The sequence below is a fragment of the Bradyrhizobium sp. 192 genome (assembly GCF_023100965.1).
Taxonomy (GTDB): domain Bacteria; phylum Pseudomonadota; class Alphaproteobacteria; order Rhizobiales; family Xanthobacteraceae; genus Bradyrhizobium; species Bradyrhizobium symbiodeficiens.
Genome location: NZ_CP064690.1, coordinates 1,091,101 through 1,108,719 on the forward strand (window position 1 = coordinate 1,091,101; position 17,619 = coordinate 1,108,719).

Annotated in this window: 17 protein-coding genes; 8 read left to right on the forward strand and 9 right to left on the reverse strand. The window is 65.3% G+C overall.

Annotated features, from left to right (window positions below; all coding sequences use genetic code 11):
• Positions 1–9: 9 nt before the first annotated feature.
• A complete protein-coding gene (locus IVB24_RS05060) occupies positions 10–1,239 on the reverse strand; it encodes an ABC transporter substrate-binding protein (RefSeq protein ID WP_162308784.1) in 1,230 nt (409 codons plus the stop codon).
• A 115-nt stretch (positions 1,240–1,354) separates the two neighbouring features.
• Positions 1,355–2,281, reverse strand: coding sequence for a methyltransferase domain-containing protein (locus IVB24_RS05065; protein ID WP_247772234.1), 927 nt, complete (start codon positions 2,279–2,281; stop codon positions 1,355–1,357).
• A gap of 134 nt (positions 2,282–2,415) precedes the next feature.
• Between IVB24_RS05065 and IVB24_RS05070 the strand changes: the two genes are divergently transcribed.
• From IVB24_RS05070 to IVB24_RS05090, 5 genes are all read left to right on the forward strand, one after another.
• Positions 2,416–3,453, forward strand: coding sequence for a ligase-associated DNA damage response exonuclease (locus tag IVB24_RS05070; protein ID WP_247772235.1), 1,038 nt, complete (start codon positions 2,416–2,418; stop codon positions 3,451–3,453).
• On the forward strand, positions 3,450–5,102 hold the full coding sequence (locus IVB24_RS05075; protein ID WP_247772236.1) for a cisplatin damage response ATP-dependent DNA ligase: 1,653 nt from the start codon (positions 3,450–3,452) through the stop codon (positions 5,100–5,102). The genes IVB24_RS05070 and IVB24_RS05075 overlap by 4 nt, the downstream gene beginning before the upstream one ends.
• A gap of 314 nt (positions 5,103–5,416) precedes the next feature.
• Positions 5,417–5,722, forward strand: a complete 306-nt coding sequence (locus IVB24_RS05080; RefSeq protein ID WP_018320831.1) for a DUF6460 domain-containing protein — start codon at positions 5,417–5,419, stop codon at positions 5,720–5,722.
• 21 nt (positions 5,723–5,743) lie between these two features.
• Positions 5,744–6,478 (forward strand): MBL fold metallo-hydrolase, encoded by a 735-nt coding sequence (locus tag IVB24_RS05085; protein ID WP_247772237.1) that lies wholly within the window; start codon positions 5,744–5,746, stop codon positions 6,476–6,478.
• Between the two features lie 2 nt (positions 6,479–6,480).
• Positions 6,481–7,806 (forward strand): MATE family efflux transporter, encoded by a 1,326-nt coding sequence (locus IVB24_RS05090; protein ID WP_247772238.1) that lies wholly within the window; start codon positions 6,481–6,483, stop codon positions 7,804–7,806.
• Positions 7,807–7,897: 91 nt separating this feature from the next.
• Here the strand turns inward: IVB24_RS05090 and IVB24_RS05095 are convergent, their stop codons facing one another.
• Both IVB24_RS05095 and IVB24_RS05100 read right to left on the reverse strand, forming a co-directional pair.
• Complete coding sequence (locus IVB24_RS05095) at positions 7,898–8,995, reverse strand: quinone-dependent dihydroorotate dehydrogenase (RefSeq protein WP_247772239.1); 1,098 nt, start codon at positions 8,993–8,995, stop codon at positions 7,898–7,900.
• Positions 8,992–9,336, reverse strand: coding sequence for a DUF952 domain-containing protein (locus IVB24_RS05100; protein WP_247772240.1), 345 nt, complete (start codon positions 9,334–9,336; stop codon positions 8,992–8,994). Before IVB24_RS05100 ends, IVB24_RS05095 begins: the two co-directional genes overlap by 4 nt.
• Positions 9,337–9,527: 191 nt before the next feature.
• Between IVB24_RS05100 and IVB24_RS05105 the strand changes: the two genes are divergently transcribed.
• Both IVB24_RS05105 and IVB24_RS05110 read left to right on the forward strand, forming a co-directional pair.
• Positions 9,528–10,181 carry a helix-turn-helix transcriptional regulator gene (locus IVB24_RS05105; RefSeq protein WP_247772241.1) on the forward strand — a complete coding sequence of 218 codons (654 nt, stop codon included), beginning with the start codon at positions 9,528–9,530 and terminating at the stop codon, positions 10,179–10,181.
• A gap of 120 nt (positions 10,182–10,301) precedes the next feature.
• Positions 10,302–11,054 (forward strand): carbonic anhydrase family protein, encoded by a 753-nt coding sequence (locus tag IVB24_RS05110; RefSeq protein WP_247772242.1) that lies wholly within the window; start codon positions 10,302–10,304, stop codon positions 11,052–11,054.
• Positions 11,055–11,165: 111 nt separating this feature from the next.
• On the opposite strand, the gene IVB24_RS05115 is transcribed toward IVB24_RS05110, so the two are convergent.
• The 5 genes from IVB24_RS05115 to IVB24_RS05135 all read right to left on the reverse strand — a co-directional run bounded on the left by IVB24_RS05115 (position 11,166) and on the right by IVB24_RS05135 (position 15,594).
• Positions 11,166–12,809 (reverse strand): lysine--tRNA ligase, encoded by a 1,644-nt coding sequence (locus IVB24_RS05115; protein ID WP_140481496.1) that lies wholly within the window; start codon positions 12,807–12,809, stop codon positions 11,166–11,168.
• 186 nt (positions 12,810–12,995) lie between these two features.
• Positions 12,996–13,943, reverse strand: a complete 948-nt coding sequence (locus IVB24_RS05120; RefSeq protein ID WP_247772243.1) for a transporter substrate-binding domain-containing protein — start codon at positions 13,941–13,943, stop codon at positions 12,996–12,998.
• Positions 13,944–14,147: 204 nt separating this feature from the next.
• On the reverse strand, positions 14,148–14,738 hold the full coding sequence (locus IVB24_RS05125) for an SCO family protein (protein ID WP_094976395.1): 591 nt from the start codon (positions 14,736–14,738) through the stop codon (positions 14,148–14,150).
• A 24-nt stretch (positions 14,739–14,762) separates the two neighbouring features.
• Complete coding sequence (locus IVB24_RS05130) at positions 14,763–14,957, reverse strand: hypothetical protein (RefSeq protein ID WP_028140870.1); 195 nt, start codon at positions 14,955–14,957, stop codon at positions 14,763–14,765.
• A 118-nt stretch (positions 14,958–15,075) separates the two neighbouring features.
• Positions 15,076–15,594 carry a hypothetical protein gene (locus IVB24_RS05135; protein ID WP_094976396.1) on the reverse strand — a complete coding sequence of 173 codons (519 nt, stop codon included), beginning with the start codon at positions 15,592–15,594 and terminating at the stop codon, positions 15,076–15,078.
• Positions 15,595–15,856: 262 nt separating this feature from the next.
• Between IVB24_RS05135 and IVB24_RS05140 the strand changes: the two genes are divergently transcribed.
• The gene (locus tag IVB24_RS05140; RefSeq protein WP_247772244.1) at positions 15,857–17,515 is read left to right on the forward strand and encodes an FAD-binding dehydrogenase; all 1,659 of its coding nucleotides are present in this window, start codon (positions 15,857–15,859) and stop codon (positions 17,513–17,515) included.
• Positions 17,516–17,619 lie beyond the last annotated feature (104 nt).

A 17,619-nucleotide genomic window follows, 5' to 3' on the forward strand; every position in this document is an offset into this window, starting at 1 on the left:
CGCCCTCGACTACTCCGACATCGGTTTGTCGGAGATGTCCCAGTCCTTGCCGGTGAAGGTGGAGATGAAGAGCGTCTTCATCGGCGTGTAGTTCTCGGGCGTGTAGCTGTAGGTGACGCCGTCGAGGAAATAGGGCGAGTGGAAACCGGCCAGCGTCGAGGCCTGCTTCAGCACGTTGGCGCGGGTGAGCTCGTCGCCGCAGCGGCGCAGGATCTCGCCCATGGTCACGGCCTGGCCGTAGCCGGCGAAAGCGATGGTGTTGTCCTGATCGATCGCAGGCGTGTACTTCTTGCGCAATTCCTCGAACGCCATGACGTCGGGATCCTTCTCCCATTTCGGCAGGCCGACCTCCTTGTTGTAGCGGATGGCGACGATACCGGCGGCGTTCTCGAGGCCCGCGGCATTGAGGATCGAGCGGCCGGTCGAGCCGGCGGAAAGAAGCTGCAGCGGCTTCCAGCCGAGCTCGGCGACCTTTCGGATCGACTGCGACGACGCCTTGCCGGTCGAGATGTTGTAGAAGACGTCGGCGCCCGACTTCGAGAGATTGATGAGCTGGGAATCGACCGTGGGATCGGTGAGATCGTAGGTCTGCTCCATGATCACCGATGCGGTGCCGCCGGCATCGGCCAGCACCTTCTTGAACGGACCGAGGAAGTCACGGCCGAAATCGTCGTTCTGGTAGAGGATGCCGACCTTGGCGTTCGGCTTCACGCTGACGACGTGGCGCGCCAGGATGCGCGCCTCAGTCGGATAGAGCGGCAGGCCCGCCATCGTCCATTTGAACTCTTTCGGGTTGTTCCACTTCGACGCGCCGGTGTTGAGCAGCAATTGCGGCACGCCCTTGGAGTTCAGGTATTTGTGCACGGCGGTCTGCGGCGCGGTGCCGAGCGAGCCGTACAGCGCGAGCACCTCTTCCTGCTCGACCAGGCGCCGCGTCGCCTCGACGCATTTCGGCGCGCTATAGGCGTCGTCCATGGTGAGGAACTTGACCTTGCGTCCGTTGATGCCGCCCTTCTCGTTCAGCATCTGGAAATAGGCTTCGCCGATGCGCCCCAACACGCCATAGAGCGAGCCGGGACCGGAATGCGGCACGGTCTGCCCGATCTTGATCTCGGTGTCGCTGGCGCCCGCATCGTACTTCTTGTCCGCGGCCCAGACGTAGGGCGCGGGCAAGGTGGATGCGGCGATGGTAGCGAGCGCGGCGGCGCTGAAATCGCGCCGCGATGGATTCTTCGACATTTTTGTTTTCTCCCTGGCGAGCGCATTGTGCTGGCATCGCCGCACGGCTCGCAAGTGGGAAGTCACCGCTTTGCGACGCAATGACGCTGAAATGTCAGGGAGTTAGCGCCTAGACTCAAGTTTTCTCGGCGACCACGACGAGGCCACGCACGGGCTCGTTGTTTTCGATGCGCGGCGAGGCCGTCTGCAATGTCAGGAGCTTCAGTCCGGCCCTGACGAGCGCGCTCCGCACATATTCCGCTGCATGGGCATAACGCAGGCCTTCGCCGAGAATGATGCCGCTGCCATCGTGGGTCTCGAGCGTGAAGGCGAGCACGCCGCCCGCTGCAAGCACGCGCCTTGCTTCCGTCAGCACCGGCGCGAGATCCGACAAATAGACGAACGCATCCGCCGCAACCATCAGGTTCGCGCTTGCATTGGGCTTGCCGCGCAAGCCATCGATCATGTCGGCGACTTCGAGCTCGGCATAAAGACCCGTCGCACGCGCCTCCTTGATCATGCCGGACGACAGGTCGATACCGGTGAAATGATCGACCTGCTTGGCGAAGGCGGCTGCCGCAAGGCCGGTGCCGCAGCCGAGATCGATGGCGCGCTTGAACAGAGCCGGCTTCCTGGCGGCGACGCGTGCGGCGATCACCGCCTTGAAGATCAGGGACGGCGCGCGGTATTCGAGGTCGTTGACCAGCGCATCCTCGAAATGCGGCGCATATTGATCGAACAGGGCCTGCACATAGGCCTTCGGCATCTCCGAGAGTTGCTCGCCGCCCAGCCGTATCAAATGCAAGCCGGCGCCGTGCTGGTCGTCCGGGTCGGACTCGCGCGCTTTCCGGAAGGCGGCGATGGCCTTGTCGCGCTCGCCGAGCTCCTCGCGGATTTCGCCGAGCGTGAACCAGGCCGAGGTGAAGTTCGGCGCGAGCTCGAGCGCCTGTTCCAGCAGGTCGGCGGCGGCGGGCAGGTCGCCCTTGAGCTGGAGGTCGCGGGCGAATTCGAAGCGGCGATCGGCGATCAGATCGCCGGAGGACAGGAACAGGCGAAGGGGCATTGAGGAACCGGTTCGTCATTGCCGGGCTTGACCCGGCAATCCATCAAAAAAGGAACTCTTTAGGACGATGGATGCGCGGGTCAAGCCCGCGCATGACGGCTTAATTTGGAGCGGCTCCTTCCTATATCACTCGCATGCGTCCACAAGACATCCTGCTGCCTGTCGCGAGCGGCCTGTGCTGCAAGCCCGGCGGCTTCCATATCGACCCTGTCCGTCCGGTCGAGCGGGCCGTGATCACCCACGGCCACTCCGACCATGCGCGCCCCGGCCATGGCGCGGTGCTGGCGACGCAGGAAACGCTGGACATGATGCGGCTGCGTTACGGCGAGAATTTTGCCGGCTCGACGCAAGCCATCCGCTATGGCGAGGAAATCCGGCTCGGCGACGTCAGCGTGAAGTTTCATCCCGCCGGACATGTGCTCGGTTCGGCACAGGTCGCGGTGACCTGCAAGGACACCTGCATCGTCGCCTCCGGCGACTACAAGGACGCGCCAGACCCGACCTGCACACCGTTCGAGCTGGTGCAATGCGACGTCTTCATCACCGAGGCGACGTTCGGGCTGCCGGTATTCCGGCATGGCGATGCCGCCGACGAGGTCAACAAGCTGCTCGCCTCGGTAGCGCTGTTTCCGGAGCGCGCGCATCTGGTCGGCGCCTATTCGCTCGGCAAGGCGCAGCGCGTGATCAAGCTGCTGCGGCAGGCGGGCTATGCCGCACCGGTCTATCTGCATGGCGCGATGGAGAAGATCACCGAGTATTATCAGAGCCGCGGCATCGATCTCGGCGAGCTCAGGCCGGTGAAGGGCGTGAAGAAGGCGGCGCTCGCCGGCACCATCACGCTGGCTCCGCCATCGGCGACCTCCGATCTCTGGACACGGCGCTTTCCTGATCCGGTCACGGCGTTCGCATCAGGATGGATGCGCGTGCGTGCCCGCGCGCGGCAGCGTGGCATCGAGCTGCCGCTGGTGATCTCCGACCACGCCGATTGGGACGGCCTCACCGCCACCATCGCCGCGACCGGCGCCGGCGAAATCTGGGTCACGCACGGCCAGGAAGACGCGCTGGTGCATTGGTGCCAAAGCAAAGGCCTGCAAGCGCGGCCACTCGATCTCGTCGGTTATGGCGACGAGGAGGAGAGCGAGACGCCGATCGCGGACGAGGCCGAGGCATGAACCGCTTCGCCGAATTGCTGGACCGTCTCGCCTACGAGCCCGGCCGCAACAACAAGCTGCGGCTGCTCACCGGCTATTTCCGTGAAGTCGGCGATCCCGACCGCGGCTACGCGCTGGCCGCGCTGACCGGCGCGCTCAGCTTCAAGCACGCCAAGCCGGCGCTGATCCGCGATCTCATTGCGGCGCGCACGGATGAGGTGCTGTTCGGGCTGAGTTACGATTATGTCGGCGATCTCTCGGAGACGGTGGCGCTGATGTGGCCGAAGGCCGTGGTGGTGCACAACAACCCACCACCCCCGACGCTGACCGAGGTCGTCACCACGCTGCGCACGCTCGGCAAGACCGAATTGCCGAAGCAGCTCGAGCGCTGGCTCGACGAGCTCGATGAGACCGGCCGCTGGGCGCTGCTGAAGCTCGTCACCGGCGCGCTTCGCATCGGCATCTCGGCACGGCTGGCGAAGACCGCGGCGGCCGCGCTCGGCGACAAGGATCCGCATGACGTCGAGCTGATCTGGCCCGGCCTTGCACCGCCCTATCTCGACCTGTTCGCCTGGCTGGAGGGCCGCGGCGACAAGCCGGTCAATCGCGATCCCGCGCCGTTCCGGCCCGTGATGCTGGCGCATGCGATCGAGGACAGCGATTTCGCCGCGCTCGATTCCGCCGACTACATCGCCGAATGGAAATGGGATGGCATCCGCGTGCAGGCCGTGGCCGGGCGCGACGAGAGCGGCCACATCACGGCCCGGCTCTATTCGCGCACCGGCGAGGACATTACCGGGAGTTTTCCCGATCTCGTACCGTCGCTGCGTCTGCCCGGCGCAATCGACGGCGAGCTTCTGATCCTGCGCGAGGGCCGTGTACAGAGCTTCAACGTCCTGCAACAGCGGCTCAACCGCAAGATCGTCTCGCCCAAGCTGATCAAGGAGTTTCCGATCCACCTGCGCGCCTACGATCTACTCGGCGACGACGAGAACGATCTGCGCGAGCTGCCGTTCGCAGAGCGGCGCGAGCGGTTGGAGACCTTCATCGGGAAGCTCGGCGATCCCCGCATCGATCTGTCGCCCGTCGTTCCCTTCGCAAGCTGGGAAGCGCTGACGGCCGCGCGGGCCGATCCCGCGAGTGCCGGCGCCGGCGAAGACGCGGACGCCGTCGAAGGCGTGATGCTGAAGCGGCGCGACGCGCCCTATCTCCCGGGGCGACCGAAGGGCCAGTGGTGGAAGTGGAAACGCGATCCGCACATCATCGACGCCGTGCTGATGTATGCGCAGCGCGGCCATGGCAAGCGATCGTCCTATTATTCCGACTACACGTTCGGCGTCTGGACCGCAGGCGAGGGCGGTGACGAGCTGGTGCCGGTCGGCAAGGCCTATTTCGGCTTCACCGACGAGGAGCTGTTGCAGATCGACCGCTTCGTCCGCCGCAACACCACGGAAAAGTTTGGCCCCGTCCGCCACGTCGTCCACGAGGGCGACAAGGGGCTGGTGCTGGAGGTGGCGTTCGAGGGCCTGCAGCGCTCGCCGCGCCACAAATCCGGCGTCGCCATGCGCTTCCCCCGCATCAGCCGCCTGCGCTGGGACAAGCCGCCGCGTGAGGCGGACCGGCTGGAAACGCTGGAGAGGATGCTGAAGGCGGAGGTGGTGGAGGTTTGAGGCGTGAAGGCGATGAGTCTCGATAGCCGCCACGATTGCGGTGCGCTCCCTCGCCCGCTTGCGGGAGAGGGTTGGGGAGAGGGCTGTTTCCGCATTGGGACAATCCCCAAGAGGAGATAGCCCTCTCCCGCGCCTTCGGCGCGACCTCTCCCGCAAGCGGGAGAGGTTTGGGAGCCTGCGGCGCCACCGACGCCACACTCCACATTCCTTCGCTGCCCTAATTAAACTCCCGTAACCCGATTGACCCCCCGTTGCGGGTTCCCCATTTGCCTCGCCGTGCCCTATAATGGGTCGAATCCGCCAAGGAGTTTGAGATGGTCCAAGACGTCAGAGATTTGCCGGCCGGCCGCAATGACGGGCTGAACCGCTTTCTCGGCGGCTCGCCGCTGGCGGTCGCGTTTCGCCTGGTCCTGCTCTCGATCCTGGTCGGCGTCGTGCTCGCCGCGATCGGCTTCGATCCCTGGAACATCCTCACCAGCATCCGCCTGTTGTTCCAGCGTCTGTGGGATCTCGGCTTCGACACCATCAACTGGCTGTGGCGCTACTTCCTGCTCGGCGCAGTCATCGTGATCCCGATCTGGCTGCTCTCGCGCGTGTTCGGCACGCCGCGCGGCCGGTGAGATTTTGAAGGTCCGCAGCCGATGCAACTCCGTTTCGTCGGCTGCGGCGACGCTTTCGGCTCCGGCGGCAGGCTCAACACCTGCTTCCATGTCTCGGGGCGCCAAGCCAACTTCCTGATCGATTGCGGCGCGTCGGCCCTGCCGGCCCTGAAGCGGCTCGAGATCGACCGCAACGACATCGATCTCATCCTGATCACGCATTTCCACGGCGACCACTTTGCCGGCCTGCCGTTCGTCCTGCTCGACGCCCAGTTCTCTCGGCGGACGCGGCCGCTGACGATCGCGGGCCCGCAAGGCATCGAGCGGCGGCTGCGTGAGGTGATGGAGGCGCTGTTCGAGCATTCCTCGAAGACGCAGCAGCGCTTCCAGCTCGACGTCGTCGAGCTCACGCCCGAGCAGAGCCGGACTTTCGGCGCCGTGACGGTGACGCCCTATCCGGTCGTGCACGGCGAATCCGGCGGCCCCTTCCTCGCCTACCGCGTCGAGGCCGAGGGCCGCACGCTCGCCTACAGCGCCGACACCGAATGGACGGAGACGCTCATTCCGCTGGCGCATGGCGCGGGTCTTTTCATTGCCGAAGCCTATATGTACGAGAAGGTGGTGAAGAACCATCTCAGCCTGAAGACCCTGGAACAGCATCTGCCGGCGATCGCTGCCAAGCGGCTCGTCCTCACCCATATGAGCGACGACATGCTGTCACGCCTCGAGACTCTGCCCCATATGGCGGCCGAGGACGGCATGGTCGTCGTGTTCTGACCATGCACGCGCCCGTCCATCCCAAAGTCGGCACCCGTCAAGTGTTCGCCATTGCCGGCCCGGCGATGGTCGCGAACCTGACCACGCCGCTGATCGGCATTGTCTCGACCACGGCGATCGGGCGGCTCGACGATGCCGCGCTGCTCGGCGGCGTCGCGATGGCCTCGGTGATCTTCGATTGCCTGTTCTGGCTGTTCGGCTTCCTGCGCATGAGCACGCTCGCCTTCACCGCGCAATCGCTGGGCGCGGGCGACACGCGCGAGCCGAGCGCGATCCTGGCGCGCGGCTTCATCGTTGCCGGCCTGATCGGCGCCACGCTGATCCTGCTGCAACTGCCGCTGGCTGCCGTGCTGTTCGACCTCATGGGCGGCAGCCAGGGTGTGACGCGGGCCGCGAAGACCTACTTCAAGATCCGGATCTGGTCGTCGCCTTTCGCGCTCGCCAATTACGTCATCCTAGGCTGGCTGATCGGCCAGGCCCGCGCCAATTCGGCCTTGTTGCTTCAGGTCGTCATCAACCTCGTCAACATGGCGGCGACGATCCTGCTGGTGCTGGTCTACGACACCGGCATCGCCGGTGCCGCGATCGCCGCGCTGTTGTCGGAAGCGATCGGCTTCGCCCTCGGCGTGCTCGTCTGCCGGCATTATGCCGATGGCGGCTTCGCCGTGCCGTATGCGACCCTGCTCGACCGCGACAAGCTGTTGCGGTTGCTGGCGGTGAACACCGACATCCTGATTCGCACGGCGGCGCTGATCGCCGTGTTCCTGTTCTTCACCGCCAAGGGCGCGCAGGCCGGCGACGTCACGCTGGCCGCCAACTCCGTGCTCAACAATTTCCTGCTGGTCAGCGCTTTCTTCCTCGACGGTCTCGCCAACGCCGCGCAACAGCTCTGCGGCCGCGCCGTTGGCGCGCGCGATGCAAAAGGCTTTGCGGATTCGACCCGGCTGGTGCTGCTATGGGGCCTCGGCTTCGCGCTGGTGGTGTCGGGGCTGTTCGCGTTGTTCGGGCCGGCTCTGATCGATGTCATGACGGCGAGTGACGACGTCCGCCGTGCCGCGCGCGAATTCCTGCCGTTCGTCGTGCTCGCACCCATTCCCGGCGTGTTCGCCTTCGGCTTCGACGGCATCTATATCGGCGCGACCTGGGCACGCGATATGCGCAATCTGATGCTGGCTTCGCTCGCCATCTTCTTCGCTGTTTGGTGGGCGCTGCAATCGCTCGGCAATGCCGGGCTGTGGTGCGCGCTGATGGCCTCCTACCTCTCGCGCGGTGGCTTGCAGGCCGCTAGGTATCCCGCGCAATTCAGGAAGACCTTTCCGAAATCGTAGCCCGGATGGAGCGCAGCGTAATCCGGGGTCTTCGTGCTCAAGGAGACATCCCGCATTGCGCTGCGCTCCACCCGGGCTACGGGAGACCGCCTCACATCCCCGGCCAGTCTTCCGCGGTGAGCGTCGCGGCATCGGCGCCGACGATCTCGGACAGCGAGTCCCGGCCCGTGCGCAGCAGCGTCGAGGTGAGGTCGCGCTTGATCTCGTCGACGAGGCCGAGGCCCTTGTAGATCAGGGACGAATAGAGCTGGATCAGGCTCGCGCCGGCGCGGATCTTGGTCAGCGCGGCACCGCCCGAATCGACGCCGCCGACGCCGATCAGCGGGAACGCGCCCTCGACGCGCACATAGGTCTCCGCGACCATCCGCGTCGACAGGCGGAACAGCGGTCGGCCGGACAGGCCGCCTTGCTCCTTGGCGCGCATCTCCTCCCGCAGCGTGCTCGGCCGCGCGATCGTCGTGTTCGACACGATCATGCCGTCGACCCGGCGCGAGCGCGCCACCTGCACGACGTCGTCGAGCTGTGCGAGGCTCAAATCCGGGGCGATCTTGAGCAGCACCGGCGTGTCGCCGGCCTTCTGCCTGACACGCTCGCGGGCGTCGATCACCCTGGCGAGGAGATCGTCGAGCAGGGCGCCTTCCTGCAGATTGCGCAGGCCCGGCGTGTTCGGCGAGGAGACGTTGACGGTGAAATAGCTCGCGACCGGCGCAAAGGTCTCGATCAGCTTGACGTAATCGGCGATGCGGTCCGGCGAATCCTTGTTGGCGCCGACATTGACGCCGACGATGCCGCCGTGCTGCGCGCGCGCGGCAAGCCGGCGCAGCGCGACGTCGGCGCCGTCATTATTGAAGCCCATGCGGTTGATGACGGCCTCGTCGCGCTCCAGACGAAACAGCCGCGGCCGCGGATTGCCGATTTGCGGCCTCGGCGTCACCGAGCCGATCTCGACGAAGCCGAAGCCGAGCCGCAGCAGTGCATCCGGCACCTCGGCGCTCTTGTCGAAGCCTGCGGCCATGCCGATCGGATTGGGGAAGTTGAGCCCGAAGGCGCGCATCGCGAGCTTGGGATCGTCGGCGCGCGGTGTGACCGGCGGCAGGAAGCGCAGGCCCCGAATCGCGAGGCGATGGGCGTCTTCCGGATCGAGCCAGCGCAGCACCGGCAGCGAAAAGGCGTCGAAAGCGCGGATCACGGCAGCAACTCCGGAGTGTCGTGGCCGCCGTCGGAGCGCATGTTGAGGTTCATCACCGACAGCACCGCGCCGACGTCGAGTTCGCCGTAGAGATGGGGAAACAGCTCGTCATTGCGCGAGCGCTCCCAGCGCAGATCGCTGCCGAGCACGTCGCCGTCCACCTCGACCAGGAACAGCGCGCGCTGGCCGAAATAATGCTTGCGCAAGGTCTCGGGAACCTGGGCAGCGGTGGAGAAGTGGATGAAGCCGTCGCGCGCATCGTCCGCGCTGCCCCGGTAGATGCCCTGCCGTTCCGCCTCGCGCCAGGCCGAGGCCGGACAGATTTTGTAGATCTTGACCACCGCTTGTGGAGCCCTTTGAATTTCCCGGGTTTTTCGTCTCTTGCGGGTCTTGAAACCCGGCCGCGACCGTAAAGGCCACACCTCTCGAACTCAAGCGCATGACGCGCCTGCCCTATCGCCTCTTGCGCGAAAAACGGAAAACCGGTTGATTTGAGGATAGTTTTCCTGAGTTGCGACGGGCTGGACCTTGCATGGTCAGACAGGCCAAAGCGCAGAGGATACTGACGCACGACCAGATCTGGGTCGCCCTGGATCGGCTGGCGGCGCGCGCCGGTCTGTCGCCGTCCGGTCTTGCCAAGCGCGCCGGGCTCGATCCCACCACTTTCAACAGGTCCAAGCGCGTCACCCCGGACGGCCGCGAGCGCTGGCCCTCGACCGAATCGATCGCAAAGGCGCTGGCCGCGGCCGACTCCTCGATCGAGAGCTTTGCACGGCTGATCGACGAGGACGCAGGCGACAGCCGCTCGGTACCGCTGCTCGGCTTCGCCCTGGCCGGTGCGAGCGGCGCTTTCGACGAGGCCGGCCTTCCCTCCGGCAAGGGCTGGACCGAGACCGCGCTTCCCACCGCAGAGGACAGCCACGCCTTTGCGCTGGAGATTTCCGGTGATGCGCTCGCGCCTGTGTATCGCAGCGGCGACATCGTCCTTGTCTCGCCCGGTACGCCGATCCGCAAAGGGGATCGTGTGGTGGTGAAGACCAGGAAGGGTGAGGTGCTCGTCGCGACGCTGAAGCGCCGCACTGCCAGGGCGCTGGACTTGCAGCCGCTCGAGGCGGCGCAGGCCGCGCGCACGATCGTGGCGAGCGACATTGGCTGGATCGCGCGCATCGTTTGGGCAAGCCAGTGATCGCGTCGCTCCCGGATCATGACACCGCCGGGCATCTCGCTCCGGCGAACTTGCGACTCAGCGCTGCTCTCGCCTAGGTTCCCTCGCATTGCCGATCAAATTTATCGCAGGGGACATAAGATGAATCGCCGTCATGCTCTGAAGGCTCTCGCGGGTCTTGCGCTCTGTCCGGTGTGCAAGCCGAGCTTCGCCGCCGAAGGCGCACATTGGAGCTATGAGGGCGTCGGCGGCCCGGCCAAATGGGGCGATCTTGATGCGGCAAACAAAACCTGCGCGGTCGGCCTGCAGCAATCGCCGATCGACATCGAGGGGACGATCAAGTCGCAATTGCCGGTTCTGAAGCTGAACTGGGGCAAGAGCGCCGACACCATCGTCAACAACGGGCACACGATCCAGCTCAATTTCGCCGAGGGCAGCACGTTGATGCTCGGCGACGTCAAGTACAAGCTGCTTCAGGTGCACTTCCACCGGCCGAGCGAGCACATGATCGGCGGCAAGAATTTTCCGATGGAGGCGCATTTCGTCCATCGCAACGAAGCCGGCGGCCTCGCCGTGGTCGGCGTGCTGATGGCCGAGGGCAGGCCGAACCCGACTTTCGGCAAGATCGTCAAGACCATGCCGGCGGCGGAAGGTCCCGCGGTGAAGGCGGATGCGGGCATCGATCCGCACGCCATGCTGCCAACGAAACTCAGCTATTTCCGCTATCCCGGATCGCTGACGACCCCGCCCTGTTCGGAAGTGGTCGAATGGCTGCTGCTGACCACGCCTATCCAGGTGTCGGCCAGCGATGTCACCGCGTTCGCAAAACTCTATCCGATGAACGCGCGCCCGGTGCAGAAGGACAACCGGCGTTACGTGCTGAAGTCGATCTGAGCGGGAGTCCCGTAGCCCGGATGAGCGCAGCGACATCCGGGACCGCTTGCGCGACATGCAAAGACCCCGGATCTCGCTGCGCTCATCCGGGCTACGCGTCCGCGACTTACCTCACGCGCTCCTTGCCAGCGCGCCGTCGATCATGTTGACCGCGTTCTGCACGCCGTACACCGCGACGAAGGAGCCGAAGCGCGGGCCCTTCTCCTGGCCGAGCAGCACCTGGTAGAGCATGTTGAACCAGTCCAGCGTTACGCCGGGACGTCCGTCCTTGCCCTTCTTGACCTGGTCGAGGAACGGCTCGCGGCGGCCGATCTCGTAGACGACGTTCTGGATGTCCTCTGGCGTGGCGTCCTGCGCAAGCTGTGACAGCGCATCGCGCAGATCCTGCAGCGCCGCCCGCTCGGTTTCGTTCGGCACGCGAAACTGCTTCGTCGGCGCGACGAAGTCGCGGTAATAATTGATGGCGTAGCCGACCATCGCATCGAGCTTCGGATGCGTCTGCGGGCTCACGCCCGGACGATAGCGGCCGATGAAACCCCACAGCGTCTCGGCGTTCTCCGCGTTCGACGACGACACCAGCGTCAGCAGGAGCTGGAAGGTGACGGGCATGTCGCCCTGCGGCGGCTTGCCGTTGTGGATGTGCCAGACCGGATTGCCGAGCTGCTGCTTGTCGTCCTGCCTGGCGAAGCCGTCGCTGAACTGCTGATAGTCGTCGACGTTGCGCGGGATGACGTCGAAATACAGCCGCTTCGCCGCCTTCGGTTCGCGATACATGAACAGCGACAGCGATTCCGGCGAGGCGTAGCGCAGCCATTCGTCGATGGTGAGGCCGTTGCCCTTCGACTTCGAGATCTTCTGGCCCTTCTCGTCGAGGAAGAGCTCGTAGTTGAAGCCTTCGGGCGGCGTGGCGCCGAGCGCCCTGGCGATCGCGCCGGAGAGCTTCACCGAATCGATCAGATCCTTGCCGGCCATCTCGTAGTCGACGCCGAGCGCGACCCAGCGCATCGCCCAATCGGCCTTCCACTGACACTTGACGTTGCCGCCGGTAACAGGCGTTTCGACTTCCTGGTTGGTGTCGGGGTCGAGATAGGTCACCGTGCCGGCGGCGACGTCGCGGCGGATCATCGGGACCTGCAGCACGACACCGGTGGTCTTGCTGATCGGCAGGAATGGCGAATAGGTGGCGCGGCGATCGGGTCCGAGCGTCGGCAGGATGATGGCCATCACCTGGTCGTAGACGGCAAGCATCTTAAGCAGCGTCGCGTCGAAGCGGCCGGACGTGTAGTAGTCGGTCGAGCTCGCGAATTCGTAGTCGAAGCCGAAATGATCCAGAAACGCGCGCAGGCGCGCGTTGTTGTGCGCGCCGAACGAGGGGTACTCGTTGGAGAACGGATCCGGCACCCGCGTCAGCGGCTTGCCGAGATGCGCGGTCAGCATCTCCTTGTTCGGCACGTTGTCCGGCACCTTCCGAAACCCGTCCATGTCGTCGGAGAACGCCAGGAGGCGCGTCTTGATCTTGTCCTCGGTCAGCACGCGGAAGGCATGGCGCACCATCGAGGTGCGCGCGACCTCGCCGAACGTGCCGATATGCGGCAGGCCTGACGGTCCGTAGCCGGTCTCGAACAGCACCTCGTCCTTCGGGCTTTTCTTCAGCCGCGCGACAATGGCCTTGGCCTGCTCGAACGGCCAGGCGTTGGATTGTTCGGCGAGCGTGCGCAGATCGCTCGGGCTCATGTTGGGATCGATAACGGACATCAAGGGGCCTCCGGGCCGCGGAAAATAGCGATTTCCCGGCAGAATGCAAAAGTTGGCGCGCAACGATCGCGGAATCGTAGGGTGGGCAAAGCGAAGCGTGCCCACGACTTCAAAAGACGTGGGCACGGCGCTTGCGCGCCTTTGCCCACCCTACGGCAGTTTGTTCGCCGTAAGCGTAGCGAAAGATCAGAACGGGCTCACCGAGAAATACCGCAGCCACAGATCGGTGTAGCGGCCTTTTTCCCAGACCCGGAACAGGGCCCAGTTCAGGGCCTGGCGCAGCACGTCGTTGCCCTTGCGCACGGCGATGCCGATGCCTTCGCCGAAGAAACGGCTCTCGACGAAGGGACCGCCGGAGAAGGCGCAGCAATCACCGGAATCGGTGCCGTTGATCCAGAACGCGAGCGAGATGGCATCACCGAAGATGAAATCGACCTCGCCCTTGCGCAAAGCGCTGCGGAGCGCGTCGTCGTTGGGATAGGGGTGCAGCTCGGCGTCGGTGAACATCGCCTTGAGATAGGCCTCGTGCGCGGAGCCGGCGATGACGCCGACCTTCTTGCCCTCGAGATATTCGGGTCGGATCTCCGGCATCACCGCATCCTTGCGCGAGGCGAAGCGCGCCGGCACCCGGTAATAGGGATCGGTGAAGTCGACGCGGGCGCGCAGCTGCGGGCTCACCGCCATCGAGGCGATGATGGCGTCGCCGCGGTTGGAGGAGAGCGCGTCGACCAGCGTCTCGAAGCGGCGCATCTGCACCGTGCAGGTGACCTTGATCTCCTCGCACAGGCTGCGTGCGAGATCGACGTTGAAGCCGGCCGGGTTGCCGTCGGCGCCGGTGAAATTGAACGGCGGATAGTCGGTCTCGGTCAGGAAGCGGATCACGGTCAGGCGCGACAGGTCCGGCCGCTCCGGCCGCCGCCGCGGGTCCCAGAAGCTCGGCACGGCCTGCGGGGCGGCCTGCGCGACCCGAGGTGCGGCTTGCTGCGTCTCCTGGGGCGCCGCCGGGGGCGGCTGCTTGGCTGGGGTCTGGGCCTTGGCGTCGGGCAACCCTGCGAGCAGGCAGGCACCGACCGCCAGCCCCGCCAGCAAGCTACGGCCAGATTTGGACGATTTCGCCTGTTGCGATGGAGCCATCGGCCGGAAATGAACTGATATCATTGGGATCGGAGGGCGTTATAGACCATCCCGGCGGGAACGCGAGTGCGGAATGTGGCGACGGTCGTCATGCCCGGGCTTGTCCCGGGCATTCACGTTCTCCGTCCCGCGGGCTTGGGCGTGGATGGCCGGGTCAAGCCCGGCCATGACGATGTGGAAGCAGGTGGGCTCGAACGGCAGCCCTCAGAGATACTTCTTCAAATCCGCCGCCGCCTCGTCCGGCGTCCGCTTCAGATTGAACGGGGAGACGAAGCGGCCGTCGCGGTCCATCAGGTAGATCAGCGCGGTGTGGTCCATGGTGTAGTCGCCGTCCTTGGTCGGGACCTTCTTGGCGTAGACCCGGTAGGAGGTGATGACCTTGGCGGTCTCGGCGGGATCGCCGCTGAGGCCTTCGAGGTGCGGATCGAAGCTCGACAGATAATCCTTCATGATCGCCGGCGTGTCGCGTTCGGGATCGACCGAGATGAAGACGGCATTGACCTTGTCGGCATCCTTGCCCAGCGCGCGCAGCACTTCCGAGATCTCGAACAGCGAGGTCGGGCAGACGTCGGGGCAATGGGTGTAGCCGAAGAAGATCAGGGTCGGCTTGCCCTTGAGGCTCTTGTCGGTGACCGCCTTGCCGTTCTGGTCGGTCAGCTGGAACGGGCCGCCGATCGCGGCCGGCTGCGCCACCTTGCTGACGCCGCCCATGGCCCAGAACATGATCAGGAGGCCGGCAACGAGGCTTGCGGCGAAGGCGGTCGCGATCACCAGCGGACGGGCGGCGGAACTCATGAGCGGAAAACTTCCTGTGGCGGATCAGAAGCAGGCAGCGAAGCCGGTCCTGATCATTTCGAAGAACATCTGCGTGCCGTAGTGGAACCACAGTGCCAGCGCGCCCAGCACCAGCAATCCGCCGATCCCCGCGCCCGCCAACAGCAGCACGAACGGCGTCCGGCCGGCAGTGGGCGAATTGTCCTGTAGCGGATGCGATGGGTGCAGCGGTTGAGCCATGAAACGATCGGTGCAACGATCGGGGCGAAGGCCCCGGTTCCCAGCCTCAGATAAGCCCTGGCCCGCCTGCGGGCAAGGCACCGCTGGCGGGCCGGAACGGTCCGTCAGGCCGAGAAGGTCAGCGCAGCTGGCCCCGGGCGGATTCGATCTGGTCAGATTGCGGGAGCGGCCGGCGCGACGGCTTGATGGCCGAGGCCTGCGCATCCAGGTAGCAGGGCTTGTACATGGCCTGGAGCTGCTTGCCCCTCAGGAACAGCATGTGCGGGGTCAAGCCGCCGCGCTGGTTGATCCAACGCTTCACCTGCGAAGGATACATCATATACAGCATCTGGGTCGCCTCGGTGTTGGTGACGGCGCGGCCGTTGCTGCCGAAATCCCAGGCGGCGTGGAAGCCGAGCGTCGCGCTCGAGGTCACGCAGATGCGGTCATGCGGAATGGCGCCGAGAACGATAGTGCAGGCCGAGGCGCAGAGGCCGTCGATGATGACGGTGTCACCTGACTGCCTGAGGTCCTGGTATTTGTCGACGTAGGTTCCGATCCGGCCACCGCGGTCGTCCGCGATCCGAACCACCGCGTGAGAAGCCCCCATGCAAGCGATGAGGAGAACTGCCGCCAGCAACCCCGTCAGAAACTTCATTGTCCCCGCCCCAGTCGAATTCGAATCTGCGTGTCAGGTGATGATGCGCGACTAGCGTCCGTCGTAACCGAGGTTTTGTCTAGGCAGGCCGGCTCGCTCAAAACAAATTCAAATCCAGTGTTGCGGCGGCGCTGCACTCGGCGGGTCTCGATCCCGAAGTGGAACAAGTTAATGATGTCTTACGCGCCACACCCTTGATCTCAGTTGCAGCCGCTGGCTTCAATCCGGGCAATACAGGGGAACTTCATGGAGGGGGAAGCACATGGCTGAAGAGACCGACGTCATCGTCGTCGGCGCGGGCCTGTCGGGACTGGTTGCCGCAACCGAGATTGCGGACGCAGGCAAGCGCGTGATCGTGGTCGACCAGGAGGGCGAGCAGTCGATCGGCGGGCAGGCGTTCTGGTCGTTCGGCGGCTTGTTCCTGGTCGATTCGCCGGAGCAGCGCCGGCTCGGCATCAAGGATTCCTTCGACCTGGCCATGCAGGACTGGATCGGTGCCGCCGGCTTCGACCGCGACGAGGATTTCTGGCCGCGGCAATGGGCGGAGGCCTATGTGGCGTTCGCGGCCGGCGAAAAGCGCGCCTGGCTGCGGGCGATGGGCCATCGCTTCTTTCCGGTGGTCGGCTGGGCCGAGCGCGGCGGCTATGACGCGATGGGCCACGGCAATTCAGTGCCGCGCTTTCACGTCACCTGGGGCACCGGCCCCGGCATCGTCGAGCCGTTCGAGCGTCGGGCGCGCGAGGCGATGAAGAGCGGCCGGCTGGTCTTCAGGTTCCGTCACCGCGTCGACGCGCTCTCCATCACCAACGGCACGGTGGATGGCGTCAGCGGTGCTGTCCTCGCCCCCGATACGATCGAACGCGGCAAGAGCACCTCGCGCAATGTCGTCGGCGAATTTGCGCTGAAGGCGCAGGCCGTGATCGTGGCGTCCGGCGGCATCGGCGGCAATCACGAACTGGTGCGGCAGAATTGGCCGAAGCGGCTGGGCGAGCCGCCGAAATTCATGATCTCGGGCGTGCCCGAACATGTCGATGGCCGCATGATCGGCATCACCCGGAAATCAGGTGCGCGGCTGATCAATCGCGACCGCATGTGGCACTACGTCGAGGGCATCCAGAACTGGAATCCGATCTGGCCGCGCCATGGCATCCGCATCCTGCCCGGCCCCTCCTCGATGTGGTTCGATGCCACGGGCACGCGATTGCCGGCGCCGCTATTCCCGGGCTCCGACACGCTCGGCCAGCTCCAGTACATCATGTCGACCGGCTATGATTATTCCTGGTTCATCCTGACCCAGAGCATCATCAAGAAGGAGTTTGCGCTGTCGGGCTCGGAGCAGAACCCGGACCTGACGGGCAAGAGCTGGCGCATGACCCTGCGCCGCGCCACCAACAAGGGGGCGCCGGCGCCGGTCGAAGCATTCAAAAGCCATGGTGTCGACTTCATCGTGCGCGACAAGATCGAGGACCTTGTCGCGGCCATGAACAAGCTTGCCGGCAGCGACCTCCTCAAGATCGAGCACATCAGGATGCAGATCGAGGCGCGCGACCGCGAGATCGCCAATCCTTACGTCAAGGATGCGCAGGTGATGAACATCCACAATGCGCGCCGCTATATCGGCGACAGGCTGATCCGCACTGCCTCCCCACACAGGATCCTGGATCCCGCGCAAGGGCCGCTGATCGCGGTCAAGCTCAACATCCTCACCCGCAAGACGCTGGGCGGCTTCGAGACCGATCTCGAATCCCGTGTGTTCGGCAGCGAGGGCAGTGTCATTCCCGGCCTCTATGCGGTCGGCGAAGCCGCCGGCTTCGGCGGCGGCGGCGTGCACGGCTATCGCTCGCTGGAGGGCACCTTCCTCGGCGGCTGCCTGTTCTCGGGCCGCAATGCGGGCCGGTCCGCCGCCAAGGCGGTGGGCTGAATTGTTCGGTCCGCTTCGATAAGCCGCGCATGCGTTGCCAGCGACGCATGCGCCGCCGGGGTGGCAGGGCGTGAGGCGCTGGGCTAGACAGGGGCGCCATTCCA

Excerpts from the sequence above, each read along its gene's own strand:
- IVB24_RS05060 (WP_162308784.1), bottom strand. The coding sequence starts at position 1,239 with ATGTCGAAGAATCCATCGCGGCGCGATTTCAGCGCCGCCGCGCTCGCT.
- IVB24_RS05065 (WP_247772234.1), bottom strand. The coding sequence starts at position 2,281 with ATGCCCCTTCGCCTGTTCCTGTCCTCCGGCGATCTGATCGCCGATCGC.
- IVB24_RS05070 (WP_247772235.1), top strand. The coding sequence starts at position 2,416 with ATGCGTCCACAAGACATCCTGCTGCCTGTCGCGAGCGGCCTGTGCTGC.
- IVB24_RS05075 (WP_247772236.1), top strand. The coding sequence starts at position 3,450 with ATGAACCGCTTCGCCGAATTGCTGGACCGTCTCGCCTACGAGCCCGGC.
- IVB24_RS05080 (WP_018320831.1), top strand. The coding sequence starts at position 5,417 with ATGGTCCAAGACGTCAGAGATTTGCCGGCCGGCCGCAATGACGGGCTG.
- IVB24_RS05085 (WP_247772237.1), top strand. The coding sequence starts at position 5,744 with ATGCAACTCCGTTTCGTCGGCTGCGGCGACGCTTTCGGCTCCGGCGGC.
- IVB24_RS05090 (WP_247772238.1), top strand. The coding sequence starts at position 6,481 with ATGCACGCGCCCGTCCATCCCAAAGTCGGCACCCGTCAAGTGTTCGCC.
- IVB24_RS05105 (WP_247772241.1), top strand. The coding sequence starts at position 9,528 with ATGGTCAGACAGGCCAAAGCGCAGAGGATACTGACGCACGACCAGATC.
- IVB24_RS05110 (WP_247772242.1), top strand. The coding sequence starts at position 10,302 with ATGAATCGCCGTCATGCTCTGAAGGCTCTCGCGGGTCTTGCGCTCTGT.
- IVB24_RS05115 (WP_140481496.1), bottom strand. The coding sequence starts at position 12,809 with ATGTCCGTTATCGATCCCAACATGAGCCCGAGCGATCTGCGCACGCTC.
- IVB24_RS05120 (WP_247772243.1), bottom strand. The coding sequence starts at position 13,943 with ATGGCTCCATCGCAACAGGCGAAATCGTCCAAATCTGGCCGTAGCTTG.
- IVB24_RS05125 (WP_094976395.1), bottom strand. The coding sequence starts at position 14,738 with ATGAGTTCCGCCGCCCGTCCGCTGGTGATCGCGACCGCCTTCGCCGCA.
- IVB24_RS05130 (WP_028140870.1), bottom strand. The coding sequence starts at position 14,957 with ATGGCTCAACCGCTGCACCCATCGCATCCGCTACAGGACAATTCGCCC.
- IVB24_RS05135 (WP_094976396.1), bottom strand. The coding sequence starts at position 15,594 with ATGAAGTTTCTGACGGGGTTGCTGGCGGCAGTTCTCCTCATCGCTTGC.
- IVB24_RS05140 (WP_247772244.1), top strand. The coding sequence starts at position 15,857 with ATGGCTGAAGAGACCGACGTCATCGTCGTCGGCGCGGGCCTGTCGGGA.